This window comes from Bradyrhizobium elkanii USDA 76 (assembly GCF_023278185.1).
Classification (GTDB): Bacteria; Pseudomonadota; Alphaproteobacteria; order Rhizobiales; family Xanthobacteraceae; genus Bradyrhizobium; species Bradyrhizobium elkanii.
This window is the reverse complement of sequence record NZ_CP066357.1, coordinates 211,556-235,721: the sequence shown is the minus strand read 5'-3', so window position 1 is coordinate 235,721 and position 24,166 is coordinate 211,556. Positions and strand designations below refer to the sequence as shown.

Genomic DNA, 24,166 nt, shown 5'->3' with positions numbered 1-24,166 from the left:
CACCAAGAGAGACGCAGAGCTCTGCGCTAGATCGTCTTCCTGTAGAACTCGATCGGCAACGGAACGAGACGACGGGCTTTGTCGGCAAGCTCATAAGCAAGCTCGGCGCAGACGATGTCCTGGATACCGGCGCCGACGCTCTTGAACATCGGCATGCTCGCACTTCTGACCCTGTCCGCGACCTTTCCGCACAAGAGATCGTTGAGCGATACGCATTTCTGTTCGAAGCTGACGCCCGCTTTTTTCGCCGCGATCATGTCACCCGTTTCGTGCATGACTTCCTCAAGCACATCGCACACGATCAGATCAGAACGCGCGACCACGCTGGTGTCGATTTCGCGCTGTTCGGGGACCGTGGATCCGACCGAGACCACGGCCCGGCAATTATCCAGCCAGTCACCGTACAGGATTGGTGACTCGTCGCGCGAGCGCGCTGCCGCGACCACGAGGGTCGCCGGCCTTACGGCATCCTCAGGCGTATCTGCCGCGACGCAAGTGACGCCGGTCTCGGCCTGAAATGTTTTTGCAAAGCGTGCCCTGCTTTCCGGCGTGGGGCTAAAGATGCGCAGCTCGCCAATCCTGCGAATGGCGTGAATGGCGCGGGCGTGGGCTACGGCCTCCTGGCCGCTACCAATCATGCCAATGACCAAATCCTCTTTCGGTGCGAGCACGTCGAGGGCTGCCGCGGAGGTAGAGGCGGTGCGGAAGCTGGTGATGAACGCTCCATCGACAAGCGCGCGGAGCTCGCCGGTTTCCTGCTCAAACAGTGGGATCAGATAGTTGATCGCCGGCTTCGGCCCCATGCCGAACAGCTTGCCGCCCATGAAGCGAGCGCCCGGTGGAATCGCCGTCAGGCTTCTGAGCCAAATCCGGCCATTCCGCGCCACCGTCCGAAGCGGACTGACCATCGGCCCGTGCGGCACGGAATAGGCGCGAGACAGGCTTTCGATGACCTGTTTCCAATCCAGGATTTCCAAAACTGCCGAGGCCGGCACGAAGCTCACGGCCGCATTTGATACCGTCAAGGCCCAATCCTTGTATAACCAATTTCCACCCAATTAAGATCAATAATCGACCCAATTGGAAGAGTCAATCAACCAATTTGAGCGTTGGCCCAATCGGAACAGCAATCGGCGGGCACGGGGCCCGATGCCGATACAAGGATACTGCGAGGCTTACGTTTGGGGTCAGATCGGCGCGAACGGGCCCAGCAGGGCCTTGCGCACTTCCTCGAGATGTCGGCGCATGAGAACCGCAGCATCGCGAGCTTCTCGCGACTGGATGGCGTGAAAGATCGCATCATGCTCGTGCGTAATATGGCTGCGCCTAGCAATCGCGGACGGCAAGTCGGAGAGCCGCCCCCAATTTCTCTGGGTCTGGCTTTCCTGAATCATCACCAGAATTTTCAGCAGCAGCTGGTTCTTGGAAGCCTGCGCGATGGCGAGATGAAACGCCTTGTCGAGTTCGCGCCACTCCTCCCAAGCCTCTATTTCCTTCGATGTTTCGAGGATTCCCTTGATCCTTTCGACATCACTGCCAGTCGCGCGCTGCGCCGCAAGGAAGGCGATCTGCGGCTCTAGCGTAAGCCTGGTCTCCAGGATCTCAGCTGGGTTGGTTTCCAGGGTTGGGCCGGCGTCCGTAAACTGAGCCAAGCCCTGCGCCTCCGCCCGCGCGCTCATGAACGTACCCTGCCCGACATGCCTCCAGATCACTCCCTCACGTTCAAGCCTTGCCAGAGACGTGCGCAGGCGACTACGGGTCAGGTTCAGGTCGTCGGCGAGCTGGCGCTCGGGGGGCAATTGTTCGTTGGGGCGGAAGCCGCGCTCCTTCAGATAGCTCCGGAGGATTTCGATGGCGGGTTGACGGGAATCAGAGATTTCATTCATCCGCCCAATATCAACCAATTCCAGCCGAATGACAAGGCCGAGCTTTCTGAGCGAACGTGATCGCGATGAGAGGGGTCAGCCGGTGGCAACCGGTGTGCGGATCGGGCCCTCCTCCGGTTCGAGGAAAAGCCGGATCTCCCCCGCCTGGGAGATCGCGATCTGCACTGAGGTCAGCGATTGGCCCAGGCACGGGCCCAGTGTGCAAGTGCCGGTTTCAATATCGAACGTTGCCCCATGCGCGCTGCAGAAGATGTGCTGCGCGTCTCTGGTCAGATAAGCGTTCTTCTTCCAGGGAAGCGGCGTGCTGCCATAGTGCGGACATACGTCCCGATAGGCATAGACCTTGTCGCTCCTGCGCACGACGAACACGGTGTCGCGCCCTATTTTGAAAGGGTCGAACCCGCGAGCCTCACCGTCCTCCAGATCCGAAAGACAGCATAGCACTTTGGTTAGCGGCTTCGTTTTGTCCGCGCTCAAATCAGGCCCCGCGCAGCGGTAGAGGAAATTTCCGCATCATTGTGTAAGCATGCTGCCTTGCATTTTCACGGAACAAGAATACGGGCGCGGCCCCCTACTCCAGCACCCGTTGGTACCCGCCGCGACCTAGCCGCCCGGAGCCCATTTTTCCCGATGCTCCAGCAGGAAGATCTGAGAATGCTCGGTCCTCATCGGCAAGACGCGCGGCTCCCACTTATCATTGAAGACATCCATATCAGCGTCGAATTCAGCGTGGGTACCCATTGGGCTGTTGAAATACCAGAACCAGTTGGAGCCGAACTTGTGGCGACCCGGTCCCCAGAACGACTGGTATCCCTTCTTCACCATTCGCGATCCGGCAAGCATCAATTCCGTCGGACCTTGCATGTGGAATGCAAAATGCTCGATCCCTTTCATGTATTCCGGGGTTTGGATCAGGAATAGCGTGTGATGATCGGTGTTCGAAGCTGGGCGCAGGAATGGACCGCCCCCGGTGAACCGGTCCATCACGGCAAACCCAAGACGCTGGATGTAGAAGGCCTCCATCTTTGCCGCATCGGGCACGAAATAGACGACGTGCGACAGGGTTCGCGGCAACGCCGCGGCGTCCTCATTAGCGCCGATTTCGTTGAAGCCACGCTGCGGAGCAGCACCGGGCGAATTGATGCGCTCCGGCAGCAGGGTCAGCTTGCGGCGCCGCGTAATGCGGAAGCCGAGCGCGAACCCTAAGTCGTCCACCGCTTCAACCGTACCATCCGGCCGAACCTGGACTTGACGGTCCTTGCTGAGTTCATCCTTGATCTGATCCAGGGTCTGCTGATCCTCGACGCCATAAATCGTCTTTCTGAGCATGTTGCTGGTCGGCAGCGGCGGCGGCAGGCTGGGATCATCCTTGGGATAGATCGACAAGCCCGTTCCATCGAGGGCCTCGTAAAGCCCGGAGCCGTCCTTCTCACCGACATGTTTCAATCCAAAATCGGTGATGAACGCGGCGCACGCCTCCACACTATCAACACCGAACACAAGCTCATCGGGGCCGACGATTTTCAAGGCTGTCCTCCTCCATTATCTTTGTCGGAACCCGCCAATCCAAGGAGCGCATTGCGCGGGTGATCCGAGACATCAGCATATGCCCTGGCAATTCATCAAGAAAATGGATAGTTTAAATCATATCTATTCATCAGATCAATAAATTGGAGGTAAAGTTGCGGTTGAACAATCTCGATCTCAACTTGCTCGTCGCGCTCGACCACCTGATTGTCACAAAGTCCATCAGCCAGACGGCAGAGCGCATGAACCTCAGCCAGTCCGCGATGAGCAACGCCCTTGGCCGGCTTCGGCAATATTTCGACGATCCGCTGCTCGTTCGCGTTGGTCAAAAAATGGAACTGACCGTACGCGCCGAAATACTGCGCCCCGAAATCGCCGACGTGCTCACGCGCATCGAGGCCGCTTTGGCCAAGAAGCCTGATTTCGATCCCAAACAGGCGAGCCGTGAATTCCGCCTGCTCGTCTCCGACTACTCGCTTCACACCATCATTCCGCCGGTACTCGAGCTCACGGCCCCCTTCGGCGATCACATCCGCTTCCATTTCTTGCGGCAGACGGATCGACCCAACGTCTATCTGGAACGGGGTGAGGCGGATCTTCTGCTCGCGCCGCGTATCGTTTGTTCACCGGAACACCCGTCGATCAAGCTGTTCGACGACGATTATTGTTGCGTGGCATGGCGTCGCGGCAAGTACGGCCGAGAACCGCTCACCCGGAAGGCGTTCGCAGCCGCAGGTCACGTGCGATATCTTTCCTCGGCGACGGGGGGCGCGCTCGATTCCGTTCTCCTGGATCAATTGGGGATCACGCGGCGGACGGAGATCTCGACCTTCGCTTTTTCTTCCGTACCGCACCTTGTTGTCGGGACCGACCGCATAGCGGTCGTCCATCGCCGCACCGCGCAACTCTGGGCACGTCACCTCTCCATTTCAGTCCTCGAGCTCCCGTTCCCGATGGAGCGGTTCGAGCAGCAGATGCAGTGGCACCACTATCGCAGCCGCGACCCCGGCATTATTTGGATACGGGACATCTTCAAGAAAGCCGCCGCTAAGATGCAGAAGAAGTAGCCGCGGGGCAGCAAAGCTATTCCGGCGCGTTCTTTACACAACGATACGTTTCGTTTAGCTCTCCTCGGCGGGAGGAGTGACGAGGAATGCAAATCACCGTCAATTGGTTTGTCGAGCCCGCAATCTCGATCCTGGCGCGCGCCAGCACGCGATCGACGCCGGCGCGCCCGCGAATTGACGGCATTGCAACAAAATCCTCCGATGAGCAGTTCGTGGCTCTCGTGAGCGGGGCGGCAGATGCAGTCGTCACTGCCATGGACAATGTGATGGACTGGAGGATGCGCGACTTCGGACGAGATCTCTGTATCATCGCGCAAGTCGAGCAGACGACTCCCCTCTCCCTGATTGCCGGTGCGGACGTTTCCGAAATCGAAGACTTGAGAGGCGGCACGCTTCTCGTCGATTCGACGAAGAACGGTTTCGTGGTGGCCGCCAGAGCGTTGCTGGACGATGCCGGATTGCCGAGCGGATCGTATGCACTCAAAGCTGCCGGCGGCGTGCGTGAACGATACCAGAGTTTATTGGCCGGAGAAGGGGACGCCACCCTGCTCGGGCCCCCCTTCGACGGCACGGCCATCGCACAGGGGGCGCGAGTGCTGTCACGCGTGAACGATCGCTATCCTGCATTTCCCGGCCAAGGGCTGGTCGTGCGGCGCAGCTCAGACGATCGCGTTCGCGCCGGTGTGATCGCTTGGCAAGCGGCACTGGATCACGCGCGGGCGCGGGCGCTGACAAGTAGGAAAATCGCCGTCTCGCATCTCATTGAGGCCGGCATGTCGAGTCCATCTGCTGAAGCGATGATCGAAATTCTACCCAGGTCGCTCGTTCCGGACCGGGACGGTGTCGCCCTCCTCATTGCCCAACGCGAGCGTGCGAGGTTGCGCGGGGCCAATGTTACCTATTCAGATCTGGTCGATTCCAGTCTCTTCGACAGTGCCGGCTATTCACGGGAGCCCAACCGATGACGCTGCATGAATACGCAGTAGCCACTTTCCGCCGTGGTGCCGAGACGCCGCGAGCGGGCTTGGCCATCGGCGAACGTGTTGCGGCGCTCGACGATCTCATTCGCATCTGCCCCGCAACCAGCCGCGAGCGCTTGGCGGGCAAGAGCGTTCTCGAACTTCTTCGAAACTGGGATTCTGCTCTGGAAGCTCTCGGCAATTTGCGGGCGGCAGTTAGAGTCCGTCACCTCTGAGGAGATGGACCATGAAACCAAGTCGGTTCACGGAAGAGATGGGGTATTCGGTCCCGATCGCCTAACCTATTTGCTGCGCGGCACGTTTTGACTGACGATCATGGACCAACTCTATCCGAAGGAGAAACGTCATGATCTACGTCGGCCTCGATGTTTCGCTGAATTCCGTTGCGGTATGTGCGGTGGACGAGACCGGAAAGCTTATCCGGGAGGGAACGACGTTGGCGGACGCGCCATCGATTGTGCAGTACCTCGAACCATGGGCTGGTCAAGTTGAACGGGTGGGCCTTGAGGCAGGACCGACGTCAGAATGGCTGACCGCAAATCTAATCGAACTGGGGCTGCCGGCCGTCAGTATGGAAGCCCGCCAAGTTAAGGCGGCGCTTTCGGCCATGCCGGTGAAGACCGATCGGAATGACGCCCGTGGGATCGCGCAGGTGGTGAGAACGGGATGGTTCAAGCCTGTTCACGTCAAGAGCATCGGCAGCCAAAGGGCGCGGACGCTGGCCGCGGCTCGCAAGCATATCATCCGCTCCATCGCTGCCACAGAGCAAGTCATCCGCGGACTTCTGCGTCCGCTCGGTCTCAAAGTCGGAATCGTCTCGCGGACTCTGTTCGCGGCGCGAGTTCGTGAGTTGGTCGGCGATGACGCCTTGCTGGAGGCGATCATGAATCCACTGCTTGCCGGACGCGAAGCGCTGATGCGGGAGTACGCCCGACTGCATCGTCTGGTTCTGAAGGCCGTGCGCAGTGACCCGGCTTGTCGGCTCTTGATGACGATGCCAGGGATCGGCCCGGTCTCTGCATTGACTTTCCGCTCCACTGTGGACGATCCCAGGCGATTCCTGCATTCCCAATCAGTCGGCGCCTATCTCGGGTTGACGCCCCGGCGATACCAATCTGGCGAGGTTGATCGGGTGGGACGGATCACAAAAGTCGGAGATGGAGAGACGCGCACAGCCCTGTTCGAAGCTGCCAACGTCGTTCTCAGGCCATCAACCCGATGGTCTCCGATGAAGGCCTGGGCGGTGCGTGTTGCCCACCGGCAAGGAAGCAAGCGTGCGAAGGTCGCGCTGGCCAGAAAGATGGCTGTCGTCCTTCACCGAATGTGGGTTGATGGAACCGAATTCCGATGGACGGCGGTGGCGTAAGGACGCCATCGTCATCCCAAGAGACGCCCGTCGCGGGGCGTGGGGATGGTCGAGTTCGTATGATCTGTCGTGGCGTCCGCCCTCCAGGTCGGGTGACTACGCCGAAGAGCTTGAACCGACCATTCAACCGAATCCCATCGTGTGGCGGCTTTGCCGACCACGAACAGAAGCAAGGTACCCGCGGCACGCGCTCTTAAGGGATTGACAAAAGCAGACCGAATACAGAAACAGATCATCGGGATTTTGCGGGAGCAGGAGGCGGGTGCGGCGACGGCTGATGTCTGCCGCAAACACGGGATCTCCAGCGCAAGGTTCTACAAATGGAAGGCCCGGTACGGTGGTCTGGAGGTGTCCGACGCCAAGCGGCTCAAGGCGTTGGAGGACGAGAACGCCAAGCTGAAGAAGCTCTTGGCCGAAGCAATGCTCGACAACGCCATGCTCAAGGACGTCGCCGCAAAAAAATGGTGACGCCCGCCGCGAGGCGACAGGCCGTCGCTCATCTGCGGACCACCTTCGAGGTGAGCGAACGGCGGGCGTGCAAAGTCCTGGAGGCAGACCGCACATCGGTGCGCTACCGCAGCAGGCGACCGGACGGTACCGTCAAGTTAACGAATTGGAGCGGCGGAGGGGGTAGACGAGCGGCCTGCGGACTGCCAAGGACCCTCTTTATCGCCGCCATCGCTTCCCGCCGGAAGTGATCAGCTATGCCGTTTGGTTGTATTTCCGGTTTCCCTTAAGCTTGCGCATGGTCGAGGAAATGCTGGCGGCGCGTGGCATTGGCGTGACCTATGAAACCGTGCGCCAGTGGGGACGGAAATTCGGCAAGCCGTTCTCCGATCGGATCCGCCAGCGCGCACCCGCTCGCGGTGACAAATGGCATCTGGACGAAGTCGTTATCTCGATCGCGGGCGAACAACATTGGCTCTGGCGCGCTGTCGACCAGAATGGCTTCGTTCTCGACGTCTTGATCCAGCGCCGAAGAGACTCGCGCGCTGCCCAGCGGCTCATGAAGAAGCTCTTGAAATCCGCCGGCACGCCGCCGCGCGTGATGATCACGCACAAGCTCCGTTCGTACGGCGCTGCGAGGGCGAAGATGGGCTTTCACGTCGAACATTGTCATTCGGCCTGCAATATTGACGGGGGTCACCATTCGCATAAGGAGAAACAAAAACAATTGGCAGAAGGCGCACCGGGCTTTGAAGGAGTTCCAAAAATGCAGGCATCTGCTCGGTCGCGCATTTGTACGCCTTAGCCTCGATGCTCATTTTCCCGATCGTGACGGAATGTCCCGTGCACAGACGCCGAATTACGCCTGGAGACCCGAGCGATATACGCGGCGGAAGGATCGTGTATTCCGTGGAATTTATGGAGATTAGGTGCTCCACCGCACAAAGTTCGGACAGCCTACCAATGCGGACCTCATTCCGCCATTCAAGACCCGGATCGTCATCGACCGGGTACGCCCACACCAGGCGAGTGACTTCCGCATTTTGCCTAGCAAACGTTTGTCGTTCAATAATGTGACCTACTGGAAGAGCTGGCGCCGGTTCGTCGCCAGTGAGGCTGTAGGTAAACTCAGGCAATCCGCGGCGCTCTCGGTAGTGCCGTTCAAGCCATTGGCCGTATTCGGCGAGGACGTCGGCATAAGCCGCGTTGGTTGCAACATCGAACCTACATGCGTACACTAGGCGTGTCATGAGGGCCCCAAGACCGAACCGCAATATTAATAAACTACCTAAAGTATACACTCGCTGGCTAGATGGTACGATCGGCGGACAACCGAAATGCCCTGGTTACTCGAGGAAAATCTCAGACTTTATCCTTTGGTCTAACTGCGGCGGCTTTCCGCCTCAAACGCTCGTCATTGTAAGCTTTCACGTATTCCCGCGGGATGAAGATGTTGTCCTGGGCCCATTGCCAGAGCTCATCTGAGTCAGCTGCTTGCTGAGCGTCTCCGGAATCGAGAGGCTCCAGAATCCGCCGGACCAGTACGGGATTTGCGGACGAGGTGCCATATCCAAACGGCGGATGCGAATAACCGGCTGGGGCGAACGGCAGATTCCAGTTCAATGCGATTTCTCTCAGAAAAGGACCGCGCTCACCGTCTCTAATCTTCTCAAACGTCGAATGCAGATTCGATGACAAGGGATGATCCTTGTCCAGGCGCTGCCGTATGGATTCGTCTGGAACACCATCGCGCTTCTGCCCGAGGAAATGTACTTCTAGCGGCTGGCACAGCCGCCGAATGGCAAAAATGACCTGGTCAAGCTTGAGCAAGTCCTCACTTCGGCAAACATAGCCGGTCAATTGGTAACGGTTGTGCTCGTTACCCATGTTGTACAGTCGGGTGATAAAATGCTCGGTGGGCTCCTCGTACCAGTATGGTTCGGGGAGAACGTTTGGTCGGACCAGCCTCGTCGGTATGCGTTCGGGTGCCAAGGGGCGAACCTCGGCGAACAGCTCCGCGATATTGTGGTTGAATAATCTGCGCTTGCCGGCGACCGTGAAGTCCTTACCGGAGCGTCCGCTCAACAGTAACGCAGCCTTGAGATACTTCTCCAGGCCATGGACCGCGTTCCAGAAGAAATCAACGTTGAGCTCGTGAGCAAAGCAGAATCGAGCGGTCACGTAGTTCTCATCGGCCGTCTTAATAAACAGCTCCTGCACGATGCTGTGCTTACCTGCGTAGAGGCGCTCGAATTCATCAGCCACCGGAACGTCTCCTTCCGTGCTAGGAGCAGGCAGTCTAAAATTGGGCTGGGGTGCTGATCTCCATTCGCGATTGGTGCGCGTCACCATACTCGCGCCACCAAAAGATCTTGCGGCCAGCAGGTTCACATCGTTGGAATGGTAGAAGCGGCGTCTAGATTTCGCAGGTTATGCTTTGCATTCCCTTGTCGCCGCGTTTGTACCCCTGCCGCGGCGCCTGCGATTGTTCCGTTGTCAACTTCGCTCCGAGGGCTTCGTCGAGCAGAAGCATCTTCCAGCCGACGGGCTCGTTGCTTTCACTTCCACCCCTTACCTGCCAAACCCGCATTCCGGGGTTGCCTTTGGTCGTTATACCTACGCAGTGGACCTCGACCACGCGGCTGAGCCATTGTAGTTCAACTCCAGACACACGCCCGTTCTAAGGGCCTCACAAGCAACATTGGAAAGCATATTCATTTTCTCCTCAATAGTAGTCATCTGGAACGCAAGTTCGTCACATTAGTTGATAGCTCGAATCTTTGTAGAGGAGAGCGCTTGTGGGGAATGCAGGTGTGAGAGGCCGGCCGATCGCGCCGTTAGTGCTCAGTCCGCAGGAGCGCACGTACCTAGAGAGGCAAGTTCGTCGTCATCGTGTTGCGCGGTCGCTATCTGAGCGATGCCGCGCGATCCTGCGATGTGCGGATGGCCTGCCAAGCAAGTCTGTGGCTGCCGAACTCGGCATCCATGAACACACCGTTGGCAAGTGGCGCCGTCGATTTTTGAAGGATCGCTGTGATGGCCTGCTTGACGAAGCCCGCCCTGGCCGCCCTCGCACCATCGACGACGATCAGGTTGCTGAGGTAATCGAGCGGACACTGCGTACGACGCCGGCCGACGCGACGCACTGGTCGATCCGCTCGATGGCTGCGGAAACTGGCTTTTCCCACACCACGATCCGCCGAATGTGGTCGGCGTTCGGTTTGCAGCCGCACCGTAGCCAGACATTCAAGTTGTCGAGCGATCCGCTGTTCGTCGACAAGGTACGCGACATCGTCGGCCTTTACCTGTCCCCGCCGAACCGAGCCCTTGTCCTCAGTATCGATGAGAAAAGCCAGATTCAGGCACTCGATCGCGAGCAGCCGGTCTTGCCGATGATGCCCGGCATACCGGAGCGTCGTACGCACAGCTATGTGCGGCATGGTACGACCACGCTGTTTGCCGCGCTCGATGTCGCCTCGGGGTTCGTCATCGGCAAATGCTACAAGCGCCACCGGGCAGTCGAGTTCTTGAAGTTTTTAAAAGAGATCGATGCTCAAGTTCCTGAAGGCCTCGATGTCCATATCGTCATGGACAACTACGCCACCCACAAGACACCCAGGATCAAAGCGTGGCTCGCCCGTCGGCCGCATTATCATGTCCACTTCACGCCGACTTCCGCGTCATGGATCAATCAGGTCGAACGCTGGTTCGCTGAGCTCACCCGAAAGCAGATCCAGCGAGGTGTTCACACCTCCGTCAGGCAGCTCGAGGCTGACATCCGTACCTTCATCGACCTGCACAACAAAAATCCCAAGCCCTTCAAATGGACCAAGTCCGCAGACCAGATTTTGGCTTCCGTCAAACGCTTCTGCCACAAAGCCCAGCAGACTTTATGTGGCGAACTTTAGATTCACGTGAGTAGGAGAAGATAGCATATCACCACTTAAAGTCGAACCATCTGCTTGTTGCGCCGCGGCATTGCGGTAGCTCACAACCTGCCAATTGAAGACCCGACCCCGGACCGTGGCAGGTGAAAGCTACCTAGGACGCGTTGCGCTCGATCTTTTCGTCGATCTCAAGGAGTGGTTGGTCGAGACTTGGGATTTCCGGCATCGCCTTCCCGGCAATGGCCTGCAAGTCACCCACCATACCAACCGTCGATTCAATCACAGAAACGATTTGCGTGTCTCGTTTCGACCACTGGCGCGCCATGAACTTGCGCTCCTTGTCCAGATCCTCACGCATGTCGTTGAACTTCTCGACCACGGCTTCAACCCGCTGCCGGAACTTGTTGCCGGTCAGGTAGTGATAGACCTGCTCCATCTTGGTCTGTTGGCCTTGTTGAACCATCCGGGAGCTGTTCACCTCAATCAGCGTCTGTCGGAGCGCAACGGCAACGGGCAGGGCACACCGCGGATGGGCAACCCAAACGCCGTCGAGCAGGTCAAACTGCTCAATGTGCTTTGGAAGAGCCTGAGAGATAATGAGTGCCACGTCGGCACCGCAGCGTCGTTGGTCGTCGCGAAGCTTGGCAAGCCATCCGTCGCTCCAGGCCTTGGTACGCTTGGATTCCCAAAGGATGATGCCGGCCGGCTGCCCCACCGAACCGTTGACCTGCTGGACAACATCCGCGCCCAGCTCACCCTTGCCGACCGGCTCGATGAGATCGGTCGGGAAACGTCCACGCAAAAGCTCTTCAAGTTCAAGCTCGAGAACTTCACCCTGTGACTGCTGTGATCCCTGCTCCGCCTTGCGCTTCAGCTCCTCGATGGTTCGGGCCATGGACTCGATGGTCTGATCCTTCTCCGAGACGCGGAGCCTGGCTGCCTCATCCGCTTCCTGCTTGGCTTTCGAGCGGATGTCGTCCACCGAAGCCTGAACCCGCTTTTCAACTGTCAGGTCCAGCTCACGCTTCGCTTCGTCGAGCGCGCGTTCCTTGCGCATCAGCTCGGCTTGGGCCTGCTGCGCCTCCGCCAGCTTGGTGTTGTTGGCCTCCAGAGTCTTGCGCATTTCATCGAGCTCAACGCTCTTCAACTGAACCTCGGCGGCGACGACCTGCCGCGCCTTCTCGGCCTCGGCGGCAACAATCTGGCTGCGCTCGGCGGCGAGCCGCTGCTTCACTTGGTCCTCGACCTGCTCCCGCGCTTTCTCGACCTGCTCGCGCTCCTGCCGGAGAGCTTCCGTCTTGCGCGCGACCTCAGCGTCCTTGCTGGCAAGCTGCTCTTGAAAGCGACGGCGCGTTTCCTCGATCAGAGGCGCGGCTAGCGATTCCGTCAGTTTGATCTCATGGTTGCAGTTGGGGCAGTTGAGGGTGGGCTCATGCGCAGCACCGGCCGCAGTTGCTTTCAAGTTCATGAGCCCCCCTTACTTTGTCGCTACGTTGCCGGAATGAAGGTAATCCGGCCAGCCTCGCCGCGCTTACGATGCGGCTTTACCGTGATTTCCACATCCTGGTCGAACGCCGTGAGCATCCGCAGCAGCTTTTCCACCGAAACCAGCTTCAATTGACCCCGAAGGAGCTTGGATAGGTCAGGCTGCTTCATTTCTACAATCTTGGCGGCAACGACCTGGGACAGTTCCCTCTCTGTGATCAACCGCTTTAACTGCACCACCAGTGCAGCTTTGAGTTGGTGTTCCTCAGCATTTGGCAAGCCGAGATCAGCGAAAATATTGCCCGATCCCTTGGTATGGGCGGGCAGCTTCTTCTTGGTGCTCATCATCGGTCTCCCTTTGTTGCTTTGTGGATCGCCTCGGCATCGCGCAGGCGCTGCCGTATCAGGTCCATATGTCTCTGCGGGGTAGCTATCCCGCTCGTTGATTTTTTTTGAAACGCGTGCAGGACGTATAGGACGCCCTCGAACCGCGTGGTGTAGACGGCCCGGTAGGTATCGCCGTCAAAGTTGTCGCGAATCTCTAGAACCCCGCTAAAGCCTTTCAGAGGCTTCGCATTCCGCGGGTGCTGACCGATTTGCACCTCAAAAAGAGACTGGCCGATCTCGCTTCGAACGGCCGCGGGGAAGGCCCGCAGGTCCTTTTGGCTTGGGCCCACAAAAACGGCGGGCCTGATCGCGCGCAGTAGATCATTCACGAGCTTATAGTAATATGCCTATAGGCCTTCTGTCAATGCTCCTGACATCCTGCTTCAAGACGCGAGATCAAAGCGATACTTCCGACTACGCAGGTCGAAGGCTTCGCGTCCGCCCTCCATTACGGAAGTGATAGCCGCTCCGACCGAGGGCGTCTCAATCGCGCCGTCACAGTCAATCTGTACCCTCGGTGCATTGACACTGGGATTCGAGGTCGGCTCGGGCGATTTGAGCGTAACAATTTTGTCGGCGTCGCCGTTGACGACGATGTTGGCATTGTGTGTCGTGAAAATAAGCTGCCGGTTTGCCTTGGATCTGCGCAGAAGTTCGACGATCCGCATGATGACGCGATTGTCTAGGTCATCCTCGGGCTGGTCGATTATCAACGTACCTGCGGCTTGCTTCAGCAAGAGCTCCAACAAAGCCGACGCCTGCTGTCCGGGCGATGCCATCCTGAAGTCGATGGCTCGGCCCTCGTCAATGTACGACATGTTGATCGTGTCTTTTGGCGTTGCTGAAATAACTCCTGCAACGACCGCGTCGGTTAGATTCGAATAAATCTTCTTTTGTTGCCGATCGGTGAGATTTCGGCTGCCTTTGAAGATGACAGATTGTAACGTGGACAGCAGGCCGTCACTGGCATCAGGCGGCGACCCTGCCATGATCTTTGCTTCATAAAGTCCCAAGAATGATTTTCTTAAAGTAGCCCAGCCTGAATCCTCATTCTCCGCAAGAACCGCTTTGATCCAGTCTTGGCAGCTTTCCTCGACCTGCTGAGTGTGCGAAGCCTCAAAGAGCTTGTAGAGAGATGCTAGGTACTCCTCGGGCATCTGGTCCTTGCGAATCCTTGCCTTAAGCAGGTTGCTAGACTTGCCGGCGACCTTGTCGGCCGCGGCTTTTAGGATCTTGCGGCGATCCTGGACCAATGCGTCAAGTTTGACCAAGGCCTCCTCGTAGGCCTTCTCGGCTCCGGCTTTTCCGGTCTCATCTGCTCTTGCCTTGGTAAGGGAAGTTTCCGCAGTTTGCAGTTCCCTGGTCAGGCGAGTGACCTCGTCGATGAGCGTTTTGTGTTTGCTCTGCTCGGCCAGCGCGGTCGCGTATCTCACGTCAAAGGCGCTGCGCTTTAGGGTGAACGCCTCACTGGCTGTCTTTTGATGATTGAGCAGCGCAGTCCCCGCCAACTTCGCCTTAGCGAGATGCTCCGCAATAGTTGCCTTCGTTTCGACTAGCGCCTTTTGCAGCTCAGCGATTTCTTCGAAGTCGACGACTCCCTCGTAAGCGCTGATATCGATATTAAGAACAGCCGCGTCAAGTTCTCCAATGCCAGTGATGGTTTCTTGGGCCTGCAATGCGACACCCGCGATAAACTCTCCAGCTCTTGCATACTTGGGAGCTTCCTCGATCGTGGTTAGAGCTTCTGCCGAGACTCCTTCTTGCTCCATGCGCGCGGATAAGGCCATTAGGCGCTGCCGCACGTCCTCGACTTTGTTCTTGGCTTGTTGTGAGTCCACTCGAGCCTGCCAAAGCGCAGCCAGATTTGAAAGTGCCGTTCTGGCATCACGTTGGGCGTTCTTGATCGAACGCTCGATATTGCGCTGTTGGTCCAGTTCTTCGGCGGCAGCGATACTGGTGATTTGCTCTGAGGCGGTAACCGGATCATTCATCGTGCTCGACAGACCCTTCTGCCGGAATGCCCGCGCGCGGAAACGTTCTCTCGCGGTACTGGTCGTCACCTCAATGGTGCCTTGCGGGCTCGTTATGGAAATAGCTTCCTGATTAGAGGTGGCCCGCTTCCAGGTTTCGCGCACTCCTTCGCGTTCGAGTACGACCTCCACGTAACCACTTCCAGATAGAGTTTGCTTTATCAAATTCACTTCACGATCGTTCGCGGGATCGGCGACGGTATTGAGATCTTTGTCCGTGCGTCCCAATCCGAAGCGAAGGTACTCAAGAAAAGCGCTCTTGCCGGAGCCACGGCCACCGATTAGGGCATTGAACCCGTCATTGAAAAGGATCGTGACCGGCGTGGGTCCGGTAAGGCTGCTCATCACGCGTAACTCGACGAGGTATTCGGTCGGTGTTACCGGCAGTTCAAAGGCTATTCTCGCTTCGTCGGCAAGGAGGGCCTGCCGCAGGGCTTCGATGGAATGCTCGCCCAACTTGATCCAGCAGTCGTGCTTTCCGAGTCTCTGCCAATCGGCCGACCGATTGTCACCGGTTGCGACAATCGCCCGTCGCCTCTTGCCCCAGTCGCTGATCTTGCCGCGAACCTTATCCAGCGTCGTTGCGTCCAGGCCGCTGTAGGGGCGTTCAATGTAAACACCGTCGATCGGTAAGCTGGCAAAACGAGGATGATGGCCTGGTTCGTTGAGACTCTTGTGATCATCCTCAGTGCTGAAGTGAGGGAGGACGATGCAAGAATCCTTGAGATACTGCTCGTCTTGGATCGCTGCCACAAATTCCGCAACCGTGGCTTTCGTGGGCTGAATGGTGCAGGTCTTTGGCGCTGCCTCTGACGACATCAGAACATTGCCAGCAGCACTTAGGGCGAGTTTCTGGGTCTCAATGCCCGTAGACGGGTCGAAGATCGCTATGCACTGCGCATTGTCGGAGCATGTGATCTCAACGGCGGGGAATATTCGGACCGTCGAACCGAGGCGCTTTGCTGCCTCACTGACGTACGCCGACATGCACACGTCGTGATGGTCGGATATGGCGACCGCGGTGAGCTTTGCCGCTTCAGCCGCCGCGATAAACGACTCCGCCCAGGCGTTGCGTGCGTTTTCCGCTGCTGCGTCTCCGCCCGGCAATTCAGGCGAACCAGACCAAGCGAGGTCTCTGGGCGTATGGCACTGGAAATCGCACTTGTGCCACGTAGTTCCTGGATGCATTCCGATTGAAAAAGTCACGTCGCTCCCCCCATCTTCATACTCTTCTAGGTTGCGAGGAGAGGCAATACCTGCGTCCAACATCCTTTAGTCGCTGTTGAAAGATTTGGTGCGGGCGGTCGGACTCGAACTGGCACAGGCCTTGCGGCCCCACGGATTTTGGTACCACATCGGTTTCGCCGCCGCACATCTGGCGTTCCGTGGCCTGGACTATCCCTTCACCCTGGCGCTTGTCCGCTGTATGTGCTGCCCGTCTAGTCTCTACACCTTCCCCCAGGAGGGGGCATGGTTCGGGATTGCCAGTGAACATCCCCCCGACTTTGAACAGTTCTGCTCCTGGGGTTTCCCCCCGTGGCACTCAATGGCTTGTGCTGCGTGCAGGCGCCTTGCCCGTCCGCGAGGTTTCGATCCGATGCACGCGGTATTCCTGCGCTCTGCCCGGCGTAATCTCGGAAAGGGCCATGTCGCCAAAAAACGGCAACAGGTGAAGTCGGAGGCGATCACGATAGCCTGAGATCCACTTGGGGCTTCGCTGCCCTTCAGTAATGATCTCATACTCCTTCAAGAACTGGTCGGCCGCCTGCTTGAAGGTTTTCTCGTTCTTCAAAATGCCCGCCTTGGACTTGCCGCGTAGCGCCAGGAACCAGTCTTCAGCAGCTTGCTTGGCGAGAACGAGGTCGTCCTCGCCCGTGGTAGCGCGATATTGGCGGCCGTCTATGGACGCGGAGCAGTGCCAAGTACGGCCACTGCGCCTGTAGACCTGAACCATTCCTCCGAGCAGTTCGTGGCGGGACATTTCACACCTCCTCAACTCAGGATAGCGCGAAAAAGGGAACCAGTCGAACTTTGTGCTAGCGTTGTGCTAGGCACTTTTCCAAAAACGAAAGGGTTGGCCCTTCGACCAACCATTTGATTTCATTTATAAATTTGGTTGCCGGGATAGGATCCTATGACCTTCAGGTTATGAGCCTGACAGAGTCTTTGATGGCCTTACGGCTTCCGATAGCTGCAGAGATCATATCTAGAGCATGCTGTTTTTATACGGAAACATCGCCTGAATTTTTGAGATAGCTGGCGCACTCCTGCGCGGAAAAGAGGTCGAGCAGTTCACCGACCTTGCGCCAGGTTGCCTCGACATAACGCGGCTCTGCAGCTCGCATCAGATGTTTGAGCTTGGCGAAGACCTGTTCGATCGGATTGAGGTCGGGACTGTAGGGCGGCAGGAAGAGCAGATGCGCTCCGGTGGCGCGGATGGCATTACGGGCGGACTTGCCCTTGTGACTGCCGAGATTGTCGAGGATGACGACCTCTCCTTTTGCCAGCGTTGGCGCCAGCACCTTCTCGACATAGAGGGTGAAGAGTTCGCCATTGATGGGGCCGTCGATGACCCAAGGTGCGCTGATCTGGTCGTGCCGCAGCGCTGCGATGAAAGTCATGGTCTTCCAATGACCGAAAGGCGCGGATGCTTGGAGCCGCTGTCCACTCGGACCCCAGCCGCGCAGTGGCGCCATGTTGGTCTTGATCCAGGTCTCGTCGATAAAGATCAGGCGTGAAGCGTCAATCTTGCTTTGATGGGCCTTCCAGCGCGTCCGTTTACGGGCGATATCGGAGCGATCTTGTTCGGCCGGCAGGATCTTTTTTTTGAAACTCAGCCCTTCGGCATGCACAAACGTCCACACGGCCCGCACATCTGTCTTGATCCCGCGGGCCGCCAGCTCCTGTGTCAGCTTCCGCAGGGTGAATGGCCCCGAGAGAACGCGCTCGCGCAGCCAGTCGGCATTGGCACCGGATAGAACCGGCTTCTTGTGACCACCAATCTTGCCGGGCGAAACGCCTCCAGTCTCCCGCCTCAGATTCTTCCACTTCGTTACACAGGACGGGCTGATCTCAAGCGCCTCTGCAATCGAACGAACCGTCTCTCCAGCATCAGCCCGCGCCAGAGCCCGTTCACGAAGATCTTCCGAATAGGGTCGCGTCATCCATGCTGGCCTCCGTCCTCCAGCATAGAGTTTGAATCAGAAATCGGCCCCGCTGGGAATCTTGAGGGTTCTGTGAGGTCGCGCTCACGCGAGGGCGCGGCAAGCGCTTATAACGCGACCTCATTGAAGCCGGATTGAACGAAGGCGCGGGAGAATATGCACGGTGGTGCGGCTATGGGGATAGTTTGAGATCGCGGGTTGCTATCGGCAGACTGCGGAGCTGACGCGGCGACGTTTTGGTTGCGCAATGGCGGGTAAGCGGAGCTTTTCTCCCATTTGATTGACTGGTTTCGCTTCGGCTTTCGCTCTGCGATCCTTGGCTTGTCAGAGAGCCGAGAGGAGACTGAAGGCGATGGAACAATCGGGGGAGGAAGCCGAAGCTGATGGCTTTGTGGGGAAGCTTACGCGCCGGACGCGTTCTGGAGGCCGGTTATGGTCTGCGGAGATCAAGGGGCGCGCTGTTTTCGAGAGCATGAAGCCCGACGCCCGGGTATGTGATGTCGCACGGCGTTATGGTGTGAAGGCCCAGCAGTTGACGACGTGGCGCAGATTGGCGCGTGCTGGCCGGCTCGCATTGGTCACGGACGACGCGGCGGATTTCGTGTCGATCGAGCTGAGCGATCCAGTGGCGTCAGGCAAGAGCGAGGGGCCCGTCGAGATTACGATTGGCAAGGTTTCGGTCCGCCTGGATGCGGACGTGTCGGCGGTGCGGATCGCGGAGATCGTGACTGCGATCGAGCGCGGCGCATGATCATTCCGGCGCAGGGACTGCGGATTGTGCTTGCTGTGCGTCCTGTTGACTTCCGGTGCGGGCACGACGCGCTGGCCGGTCTTGTGCAAAACACGCTTGGGCTCGATCCGCATTCGGGCCTGATCGTGGTTTTTCGTTCGAAGCGCGCCGACCGGCTGAAGATTTTGCTATGGGACGGCACGGGCCTCGTTTTGGTCTACAAGCGCCTTGGCCGCGATGGTCGTTTCGAGTGGCCGCAGATCAGCGACGGCGTCATGCATCTGACGCGCGTGCAGTTCGAAGCGCTGTTTGAAGGGCTGAACTGGAAGCGAGTGGGCGAACGGATTGTCGCGACGCCAGCTGCGGCGAACTGACTCAGACCCGACAACCTGTTTCGCGCGGGGCTTTGGGATGATAGCTTGCGGATGTGCCGCCGTCCCCCATTGATCCCGCCCGTCTTGCAGCGCTGCCCGCCGATTTGCGCGCGCTCTTCCGCGCGCAGGAAGCGATGATTGAAGCCGAGCGTCGTCGCGCAGACGATGAATGCTCGGCGCGCCTTCATGTCGAGAGTGAACTGGCTGCGTCCAAAGAGAGCGTCGAACGCCTCGAACTGCTCGTGAAGGAGTACGAGCGCGCACGTTTCGGTAAACGCTCGGAGAAGTTCAATCCCGATCAGATGCAACTGGTTCTCGAGGACATCGAGATTGCCATCGCCGAAGTCCAGGAACGCCAGGACGATCGTGCGCGCCGCGCCGGCACGGCGCCGTCCAGCCGCCGGACCAGGCGCGCTGCCCGTGCCTTTCCCGCGCACCTGCCGCGCATCGAGCAGGTGATCGAACCCGAGAACCTCGAGTGTCCCTGCGGCTGCGGCCGGATGGTCCAGATCGGCGAGGATCGCTCCCGCCGTCTCGATGTCATGGCCGCCCAGTATCGTGTGATCGAGACGGTGCGACCGCGCTACGCCTGCGCAAAGGGCTGCACCGGTGTTGCTCAGGCGCCGGCGCCCGCCCATCTCGTGGAGGGTGGCATCCCCACCGAGGCGCTGCTGGCGCAGGTGGCGGTCGCCAAGTTCAGCGAGCACATGCCACTCTATCGTCAGTCGCAGGTTCTGGCTCGGCATGGCATCTTCATCGATCGCGCCGTTCTGGCAGACTGGATGGGAACGGTCGCCTTCCACCTCGCGCCGCTGGTCGAGCGCATGAGCGTCGTGATGAAGCAATCGGGCCGCTTGTTCATAGACGAGACCAGGGCGCCTGTGCTCGATCCGGGCCGGGGCCGAACGAAGACCGGCTATCTGTGGGCTGTCCTGCGCGACGATCGCGGCCACGGCGGCGCTGATCCACCAATCGTGGTCTACCACTACGCGCCAGGACGCGGTGGTGACCATGCTGAGCGCATCCTCGAGGGCTTCGACGGCATCCTTCAGGTCGACGGATACCAGGGCTATCATCGGCTCGCACGGCCCAAGCGCAAAGGCGGCGTGCCGCTGCGGCTGGCCGCATGCCGAGTAGGCGGGGATGTTGCCATCCCCGCCCCTCACAGACCCGGACGAGCGGATTACCCGCATCCGGTTCTTCACGCGTAAGCTTCGCTCACGGGACGGCATATTGGTGGACGATCTTGGCTGTCGGCAGCGGGTGTCGCGCGAGCATGGCCCGGAAGCGCGACCACGGCAGATTGCTGTGGCGGCCACGCCGCGCGAGCCATTTCTTCCATATCCGCGTGATCTGGTGGTGATACCATCTGATCCGTCGGCCGTTGCCGGAGATGCCGTAGTAGGCGCAGTGCCCCCGGATCACCCGCGACAGGTGCGCGTGCTGCGCCCGGAACGGGCGATGCAGGTTAAGCCGACACCATTCCGTCACGGAAGCCAGCGCGCGGGCGTAACGGTCTTTCGCCGTTATCTGTCGGACGACATTCTTACCCTTCCTCGATTGACCCCACACATGGGTGAAGCCAAGGAAGTTGAATGTGGTCCCCGCCGTCGCGGGGTGACGCCCACCCGGGCGCTTGAACCGGAAGTCTACGAAGCGGGTCTTGGTCGGATGGAGTTGAAGCCCATACCGACCGAGCCGCTTATCCAGCACGTTCAGCAATCGCTTGCCGGACAGGTGGTCCTCGAAGGCAATCACCGCGTCATCAGCGTATCGGGCCAGTTGGCATCGACCTTTGAGCCGCGGTCGCGCCACCTGCTCGAACCATTCATCCAGCACGTAGTGCAGGTAGATGTTTGCAAGCAGTGGCGAGATGGCTCCCTGAACGCAAAAGATAACTTCCGCTTTGAACGCGTCATCGTCGGCTGGCGTGATAGAGCCGTTGTTGATTTGAGACGCAAAAGGTAATACCGTTATGTCATATGATTCGATCGACGCAAGCGCAGAAAGCCGAGCGGCTGAGGGCGGCGCGACGCTTGCTCGCGAAGAAAATCGGCATGGCGGAGGCGGCCTTGGTGCTGTCGCGCGAAAGCGGCTTGTCGCTGCGGCAGGCCTATCGCTATCTCGAAGTGGCCAAAAGCAGGGAGCGGCTCCTTCCCGCGCCGCAGCCATCAGTGACGCTCTCCCTGAAGATGCCGGCCGATCTTGCCCAAAAACTCCAGACGCATGCGACGGCTTCCAGGCTTTCGGCAAGCGAGGTGATGCGCCGAGCGGTGGCCGCTTATCTCGCGTCTGTCCGCGAAGATGGCTGAGCGGCGAAAAAAACGCGACGTTCGACTCGAATTTGCGTTCGATCGCCTCGTCGCCGTCAAACTTGAACAGGTTTACGAAATTCTCGTTCCAGATCAGGTGCGCTTCGCGCGCGCTGGCGCCGATGTGACGGGAGGCGAAGATGAAGACCGCCGCGATTTACGCCAGAGTGTCGTCGGACAAACAGAAGGAGGAGAACACGATCGCCAGTCAGACGAGCGCGCTGATCGCTTTCGCGCGCGAGCAGAACTGCGACGTGCCGGCGGAATGGGTGATCGAAGACGACGGCTATAGCGGCGCGAGCTTGTTGCGCCCCGGACTTGAACGACTGCGCGACCTCGCCGCAGAAGGGCGGATCCAAGCCGTGCTCGTCTACGCTCCCGATCGGCTGAGCCGGCGCTATGCGCATCAAATCCTTCTTATCGAAGAGTTCGCGCGCGCCGGCGTCGAAGTCTTGTTCATTCGCTCGAGACGGGCAGCGACGCCGGAAGACGAGCTGCTGCTGCAGTTTCAGGGCATGATCGCCGAATATGAACGCGCGCAAATCCTGGAACGGTCGCGGCGAGGGAAGCGCCATCGCGCCCTTCAAGGCCAAGTGAGCGTGCTTTCCGGCGCTCCGTTTGGCTATCGCTACAAGCGCAAGACCGATCACTCTGCCGCCTATTATGAGATCGACGAGCGACAGGCCGGTATCGTGCGCTGGGTCTACGAGCTTTACACCGCAAAAAGCCACAGCATCGGCGCCATCACGCGCCTGCTCAATGAGCGCCAGATTCCGACAGCCAAAGAAACAGGCCGCTGGGAGCGCTCGACGGTCTGGGCGATGCTGCGCAATCCCGCGTATAAAGGAACGGCCTGCTTTGGCAAGACGCGGATCGCGCCGCGCATGCGTGTGACGCGGCCGTTGCGATTGCGCGGCGGCGTCGCTCCTCGCAATAGCGCAAATCATGAGCTTCCTCGCACAGAGTGGATCGAAATCCCTGTGCCGACCATCATCAGCGAAGAGACCTTCGCATTGGCGAACGAGCTTTTGGAAGCCAACAAGAAGCATGCCCCGCGACGCACGATCACGCCGAGCGCCCTGCAAGGATTGTTGAGCTGCGCCAAATGCGGCTATGGGCTCTATCGCACCTCGACCAGGTCGAGCGCTCGAACCATCCATTACTACCGCTGCTTGGGCTCGGATGGCTGGCGCCGGCTCGGCGGGCCGGTCTGCGACAGTCGCCCGACGCGCCAGGATTTGCTGGACGAGGTGGTATGGAAAGAGATCGCGCGTTTACTTGAAGACCGACAGCTCATCGAAGACGAACTTGAGCGCCGGCTCAAGGCGGCGCGCAACTCCGATCCCACACAGCGCCGGGAGGAAACGCTTCGCCGCGATCTTGCGCGCTCCCGGAAAAGCATCGAGCGTCTCCTCACGGCCTATCAAGAGAGCCTTCTCTCACTTGAAGAGCTGCGCAGTCGCATGCCCGATTTGCGTAGCCGCGAACAGGCTTGCTTGTCGGCGCTGCAGGCGATCGAAGACCAATCGCAGGAGCAGGAGGTTTGTCTGCGTCTCGCTGAATCCGTGACTAGCTTCCTCGAGCGCCTCCGCTCGTCCGTCGGCGCGCTCGATATAATCGAACGCCAACGCGTGCTGCGCCTTCTCGTGAAGGAAGTCCTCGTTGGCGACGACAAGATCGTCATCCGCCACTCCATCCCCCTCCCACCCACCCCTCCCGGTGGAAAGGCGCCCGGCGCCGCCAATAGCTCCGTGACCGCTCCCCCACCGCAAAGTTATCTTTTGCGTTCAGGGAACCATCACGCCGCCTTGGGGCGTTCCGCCAGTCGTGCGGCGTAGGACGCCCTTTTCGAGCACCCCTGCCTTCAGCCATTTATCAATCATCCTCCGGACGATGCCGTCCGTGACTCGCTGGTCGAGGAATCGGCGCAGGTGCGCGTGGTCGATGGTGTCGAAGTATTTCGAGATGTCGACGTCCACCACCCAGCGCAGCCCTTGCTCCATGAACCCATTACGCAGGGCATGTAGGGCATCATGGGCCGATCGTCCCGGTCGGAAGCCGTACGAGCACGACAAGAAGTCGGTCTCGTAGATCGGCTCCAGCAGCAGGAGAATCGCCCGCTGCGCCACCTTGTCTTCCAATGTCGGGATGCCGAGTGGCCGTTCGGTCCCATCCGCCTTCGGGATGTAGTGCCGTCGCACCGGCGGCGCGATGTAACGTCCGGATTTGATGCGCGCCAGGAGATCACCGAGATTGGCCTCCAGATTCGCTTCATAGTCCGTCGCCATCATGCCGTCGATGCCGGGCGCGCCATCCTTGCGCGTCAGGCGATAGGCCTCGAGCATCCATTCACAGTCGATCAGGTGATGCAGCGAGGTCAGCACCCGCTTGGGATTCTTCCTCGCCAGATCGGCTATCCATTGTCGTTTCGTGGACAGGTTCGTGGGACTCAGCGTTCCCTCCCGTGTTTCTCGTCAATGGGTCTTAACGCGTGACGGCTCCCTTCCCTCGAGCGGGTCCCGGT

The 24,166-nt window shown here is 59.1% G+C and carries 23 protein-coding genes and 2 pseudogenes; 12 read left to right on the top strand and 13 right to left on the bottom strand.

Annotated elements, in window-relative coordinates:
* Window positions 1-26 precede the first annotated feature (26 nt).
* The 4 genes from JEY66_RS44185 to JEY66_RS44170 form a co-directional block, all read right to left on the bottom strand.
* The gene (locus JEY66_RS44185) at window positions 27-1,025 is read right to left on the bottom strand and encodes an ornithine cyclodeaminase family protein (protein WP_026193396.1); all 999 of its coding nucleotides are present in this window, start codon (window positions 1,023-1,025) and stop codon (window positions 27-29) included.
* Window positions 1,026-1,187: 162 nt separating this feature from the next.
* On the bottom strand, window positions 1,188-1,886 hold the full coding sequence (locus tag JEY66_RS44180; protein WP_018273767.1) for a FadR/GntR family transcriptional regulator: 699 nt from the start codon (window positions 1,884-1,886) through the stop codon (window positions 1,188-1,190).
* A gap of 75 nt (window positions 1,887-1,961) precedes the next feature.
* The gene (locus tag JEY66_RS44175) at window positions 1,962-2,363 is read right to left on the bottom strand and encodes a Rieske (2Fe-2S) protein (protein WP_018273768.1); all 402 of its coding nucleotides are present in this window, start codon (window positions 2,361-2,363) and stop codon (window positions 1,962-1,964) included.
* A 126-nt stretch (window positions 2,364-2,489) separates the two neighbouring features.
* Complete coding sequence (locus JEY66_RS44170) at window positions 2,490-3,413, bottom strand: VOC family protein (RefSeq protein ID WP_018273769.1); 924 nt, start codon at window positions 3,411-3,413, stop codon at window positions 2,490-2,492.
* A 161-nt stretch (window positions 3,414-3,574) separates the two neighbouring features.
* On the opposite strand from JEY66_RS44170, the gene JEY66_RS44165 reads away from it, so the two are divergent.
* The 6 genes and pseudogenes from JEY66_RS44165 to JEY66_RS44140 form a co-directional block, all read left to right on the top strand.
* Window positions 3,575-4,480, top strand: a complete 906-nt coding sequence (locus JEY66_RS44165; protein WP_198390673.1) for a LysR family transcriptional regulator — start codon at window positions 3,575-3,577, stop codon at window positions 4,478-4,480.
* A gap of 86 nt (window positions 4,481-4,566) precedes the next feature.
* Window positions 4,567-5,445, top strand: a complete 879-nt coding sequence (locus JEY66_RS44160) for an ABC transporter substrate-binding protein (protein ID WP_018273771.1) — start codon at window positions 4,567-4,569, stop codon at window positions 5,443-5,445.
* Window positions 5,442-5,675 (top strand): hypothetical protein, encoded by a 234-nt coding sequence (locus JEY66_RS44155; protein WP_141382167.1) that lies wholly within the window; start codon window positions 5,442-5,444, stop codon window positions 5,673-5,675. The genes JEY66_RS44160 and JEY66_RS44155 overlap by 4 nt, the downstream gene beginning before the upstream one ends.
* Before the next feature lie 131 nt (window positions 5,676-5,806).
* Window positions 5,807-6,826, top strand: a complete 1,020-nt coding sequence (locus tag JEY66_RS44150) for an IS110 family RNA-guided transposase (protein ID WP_018273734.1) — start codon at window positions 5,807-5,809, stop codon at window positions 6,824-6,826.
* 201 nt (window positions 6,827-7,027) lie between these two features.
* Window positions 7,028-7,419: pseudogene (locus JEY66_RS44145) on the top strand (transposase); the annotation flags it as partial.
* Window positions 7,420-7,469: 50 nt separating this feature from the next.
* Window positions 7,470-8,000 (top strand): annotated as a pseudogene (locus JEY66_RS44140) (IS6 family transposase); the annotation flags it as partial.
* 635 nt (window positions 8,001-8,635) lie between these two features.
* On the opposite strand, the gene JEY66_RS44135 reads toward JEY66_RS44140, so the two are convergent.
* Window positions 8,636-9,538, bottom strand: coding sequence for a hypothetical protein (locus tag JEY66_RS44135; RefSeq protein WP_018273774.1), 903 nt, complete (start codon window positions 9,536-9,538; stop codon window positions 8,636-8,638).
* A 533-nt stretch (window positions 9,539-10,071) separates the two neighbouring features.
* Here JEY66_RS44135 and JEY66_RS44130 point away from each other — a divergent pair.
* Window positions 10,072-11,181 (top strand): IS630 family transposase, encoded by a 1,110-nt coding sequence (locus JEY66_RS44130; protein ID WP_051110235.1) that lies wholly within the window; start codon window positions 10,072-10,074, stop codon window positions 11,179-11,181.
* 133 nt (window positions 11,182-11,314) lie between these two features.
* Here JEY66_RS44130 and JEY66_RS44125 read toward each other — a convergent pair whose 3' ends face one another.
* The 6 genes from JEY66_RS44125 to JEY66_RS44100 form a co-directional block, all read right to left on the bottom strand.
* Window positions 11,315-12,628 carry a DUF2130 domain-containing protein gene (locus tag JEY66_RS44125; protein ID WP_018273778.1) on the bottom strand — a complete coding sequence of 438 codons (1,314 nt, stop codon included), beginning with the start codon at window positions 12,626-12,628 and terminating at the stop codon, window positions 11,315-11,317.
* 20 nt (window positions 12,629-12,648) lie between these two features.
* Complete coding sequence (locus JEY66_RS44120; protein ID WP_018273779.1) at window positions 12,649-12,993, bottom strand: helix-turn-helix domain-containing protein; 345 nt, start codon at window positions 12,991-12,993, stop codon at window positions 12,649-12,651.
* The gene (locus JEY66_RS44115; protein ID WP_018273780.1) at window positions 12,990-13,361 is read right to left on the bottom strand and encodes a type II toxin-antitoxin system RelE/ParE family toxin; all 372 of its coding nucleotides are present in this window, start codon (window positions 13,359-13,361) and stop codon (window positions 12,990-12,992) included. Before JEY66_RS44115 ends, JEY66_RS44120 begins: the two co-directional genes overlap by 4 nt.
* A 54-nt stretch (window positions 13,362-13,415) precedes the next feature.
* Window positions 13,416-16,268: a TrlF family AAA-like ATPase gene (locus tag JEY66_RS44110; protein WP_157183495.1), complete on the bottom strand. Its 2,853-nt coding sequence runs from the start codon at window positions 16,266-16,268 to the stop codon at window positions 13,416-13,418.
* 337 nt (window positions 16,269-16,605) lie between these two features.
* Window positions 16,606-17,043: a tyrosine-type recombinase/integrase gene (locus JEY66_RS44105; RefSeq protein WP_018273782.1), complete on the bottom strand. Its 438-nt coding sequence runs from the start codon at window positions 17,041-17,043 to the stop codon at window positions 16,606-16,608.
* A 241-nt stretch (window positions 17,044-17,284) separates the two neighbouring features.
* Window positions 17,285-18,226: an IS630 family transposase gene (locus tag JEY66_RS44100; RefSeq protein WP_026193401.1), complete on the bottom strand. Its 942-nt coding sequence runs from the start codon at window positions 18,224-18,226 to the stop codon at window positions 17,285-17,287.
* Window positions 18,227-18,578: 352 nt separating this feature from the next.
* Here JEY66_RS44100 and JEY66_RS44095 point away from each other — a divergent pair, with 352 nt between their 5' ends.
* Genes JEY66_RS44095 through tnpC form a run of 3 tightly spaced genes read left to right on the top strand, consistent with a single transcriptional unit; the run spans window position 18,579 to window position 20,541 of the window.
* Window positions 18,579-18,977, top strand: a complete 399-nt coding sequence (locus JEY66_RS44095) for a transposase (RefSeq protein ID WP_026192391.1) — start codon at window positions 18,579-18,581, stop codon at window positions 18,975-18,977.
* On the top strand, window positions 18,974-19,330 hold the full coding sequence (tnpB, locus tag JEY66_RS44090; protein ID WP_011090953.1) for an IS66 family insertion sequence element accessory protein TnpB: 357 nt from the start codon (window positions 18,974-18,976) through the stop codon (window positions 19,328-19,330). The genes JEY66_RS44095 and tnpB overlap by 4 nt, the downstream gene beginning before the upstream one ends.
* Window positions 19,331-19,383: 53 nt before the next feature.
* A complete protein-coding gene (gene tnpC, locus JEY66_RS44085; RefSeq protein WP_224518145.1) occupies window positions 19,384-20,541 on the top strand; it encodes an IS66 family transposase in 1,158 nt (385 codons plus the stop codon).
* A gap of 7 nt (window positions 20,542-20,548) precedes the next feature.
* Here the strand turns inward: tnpC and JEY66_RS44080 are convergent, their stop codons facing one another.
* Entirely contained in the window at window positions 20,549-21,502 is a 954-nt protein-coding gene (locus JEY66_RS44080) for a reverse transcriptase domain-containing protein (protein ID WP_248887632.1), read from the bottom strand.
* On the opposite strand from JEY66_RS44080, the gene JEY66_RS44075 reads away from it, so the two are divergent.
* The gene (locus tag JEY66_RS44075) at window positions 21,388-21,642 is read left to right on the top strand and encodes a ribbon-helix-helix protein, CopG family (RefSeq protein ID WP_223153759.1); all 255 of its coding nucleotides are present in this window, start codon (window positions 21,388-21,390) and stop codon (window positions 21,640-21,642) included. The two genes, JEY66_RS44080 and JEY66_RS44075, sit on opposite strands and share 115 nt — an antisense overlap.
* 140 nt (window positions 21,643-21,782) lie before the next feature.
* On the top strand, window positions 21,783-23,480 hold the full coding sequence (locus JEY66_RS44070) for a recombinase family protein (RefSeq protein ID WP_018273786.1): 1,698 nt from the start codon (window positions 21,783-21,785) through the stop codon (window positions 23,478-23,480).
* Here the strand turns inward: JEY66_RS44070 and JEY66_RS44065 are convergent.
* Window positions 23,430-24,026 carry a reverse transcriptase domain-containing protein gene (locus tag JEY66_RS44065; RefSeq protein ID WP_018273787.1) on the bottom strand — a complete coding sequence of 199 codons (597 nt, stop codon included), beginning with the start codon at window positions 24,024-24,026 and terminating at the stop codon, window positions 23,430-23,432. The genes JEY66_RS44070 and JEY66_RS44065 overlap by 51 nt on opposite strands.
* Window positions 24,027-24,166 lie beyond the last annotated feature (140 nt).

Excerpts from the sequence above, each read along its gene's own strand:
- JEY66_RS44160 (WP_018273771.1), top strand. The coding sequence starts at position 4,567 with ATGCAAATCACCGTCAATTGGTTTGTCGAGCCCGCAATCTCGATCCTG.
- JEY66_RS44180 (WP_018273767.1), bottom strand. The coding sequence starts at position 1,886 with ATGAATGAAATCTCTGATTCCCGTCAACCCGCCATCGAAATCCTCCGG.
- JEY66_RS44100 (WP_026193401.1), bottom strand. The coding sequence starts at position 18,226 with ATGACGCGACCCTATTCGGAAGATCTTCGTGAACGGGCTCTGGCGCGG.
- JEY66_RS44105 (WP_018273782.1), bottom strand. The coding sequence starts at position 17,043 with ATGTCCCGCCACGAACTGCTCGGAGGAATGGTTCAGGTCTACAGGCGC.
- JEY66_RS44125 (WP_018273778.1), bottom strand. The coding sequence starts at position 12,628 with ATGAACTTGAAAGCAACTGCGGCCGGTGCTGCGCATGAGCCCACCCTC.
- JEY66_RS44150 (WP_018273734.1), top strand. The coding sequence starts at position 5,807 with ATGATCTACGTCGGCCTCGATGTTTCGCTGAATTCCGTTGCGGTATGT.
- tnpB (WP_011090953.1), top strand. The coding sequence starts at position 18,974 with ATGATCATTCCGGCGCAGGGACTGCGGATTGTGCTTGCTGTGCGTCCT.
- JEY66_RS44080 (WP_248887632.1), bottom strand. The coding sequence starts at position 21,502 with ATGGCTGCGGCGCGGGAAGGAGCCGCTCCCTGCTTTTGGCCACTTCGA.
- JEY66_RS44155 (WP_141382167.1), top strand. The coding sequence starts at position 5,442 with ATGACGCTGCATGAATACGCAGTAGCCACTTTCCGCCGTGGTGCCGAG.
- JEY66_RS44095 (WP_026192391.1), top strand. The coding sequence starts at position 18,579 with ATGGAACAATCGGGGGAGGAAGCCGAAGCTGATGGCTTTGTGGGGAAG.
- JEY66_RS44075 (WP_223153759.1), top strand. The coding sequence starts at position 21,388 with ATGGCGGAGGCGGCCTTGGTGCTGTCGCGCGAAAGCGGCTTGTCGCTG.
- JEY66_RS44070 (WP_018273786.1), top strand. The coding sequence starts at position 21,783 with ATGAAGACCGCCGCGATTTACGCCAGAGTGTCGTCGGACAAACAGAAG.
- JEY66_RS44120 (WP_018273779.1), bottom strand. The coding sequence starts at position 12,993 with ATGATGAGCACCAAGAAGAAGCTGCCCGCCCATACCAAGGGATCGGGC.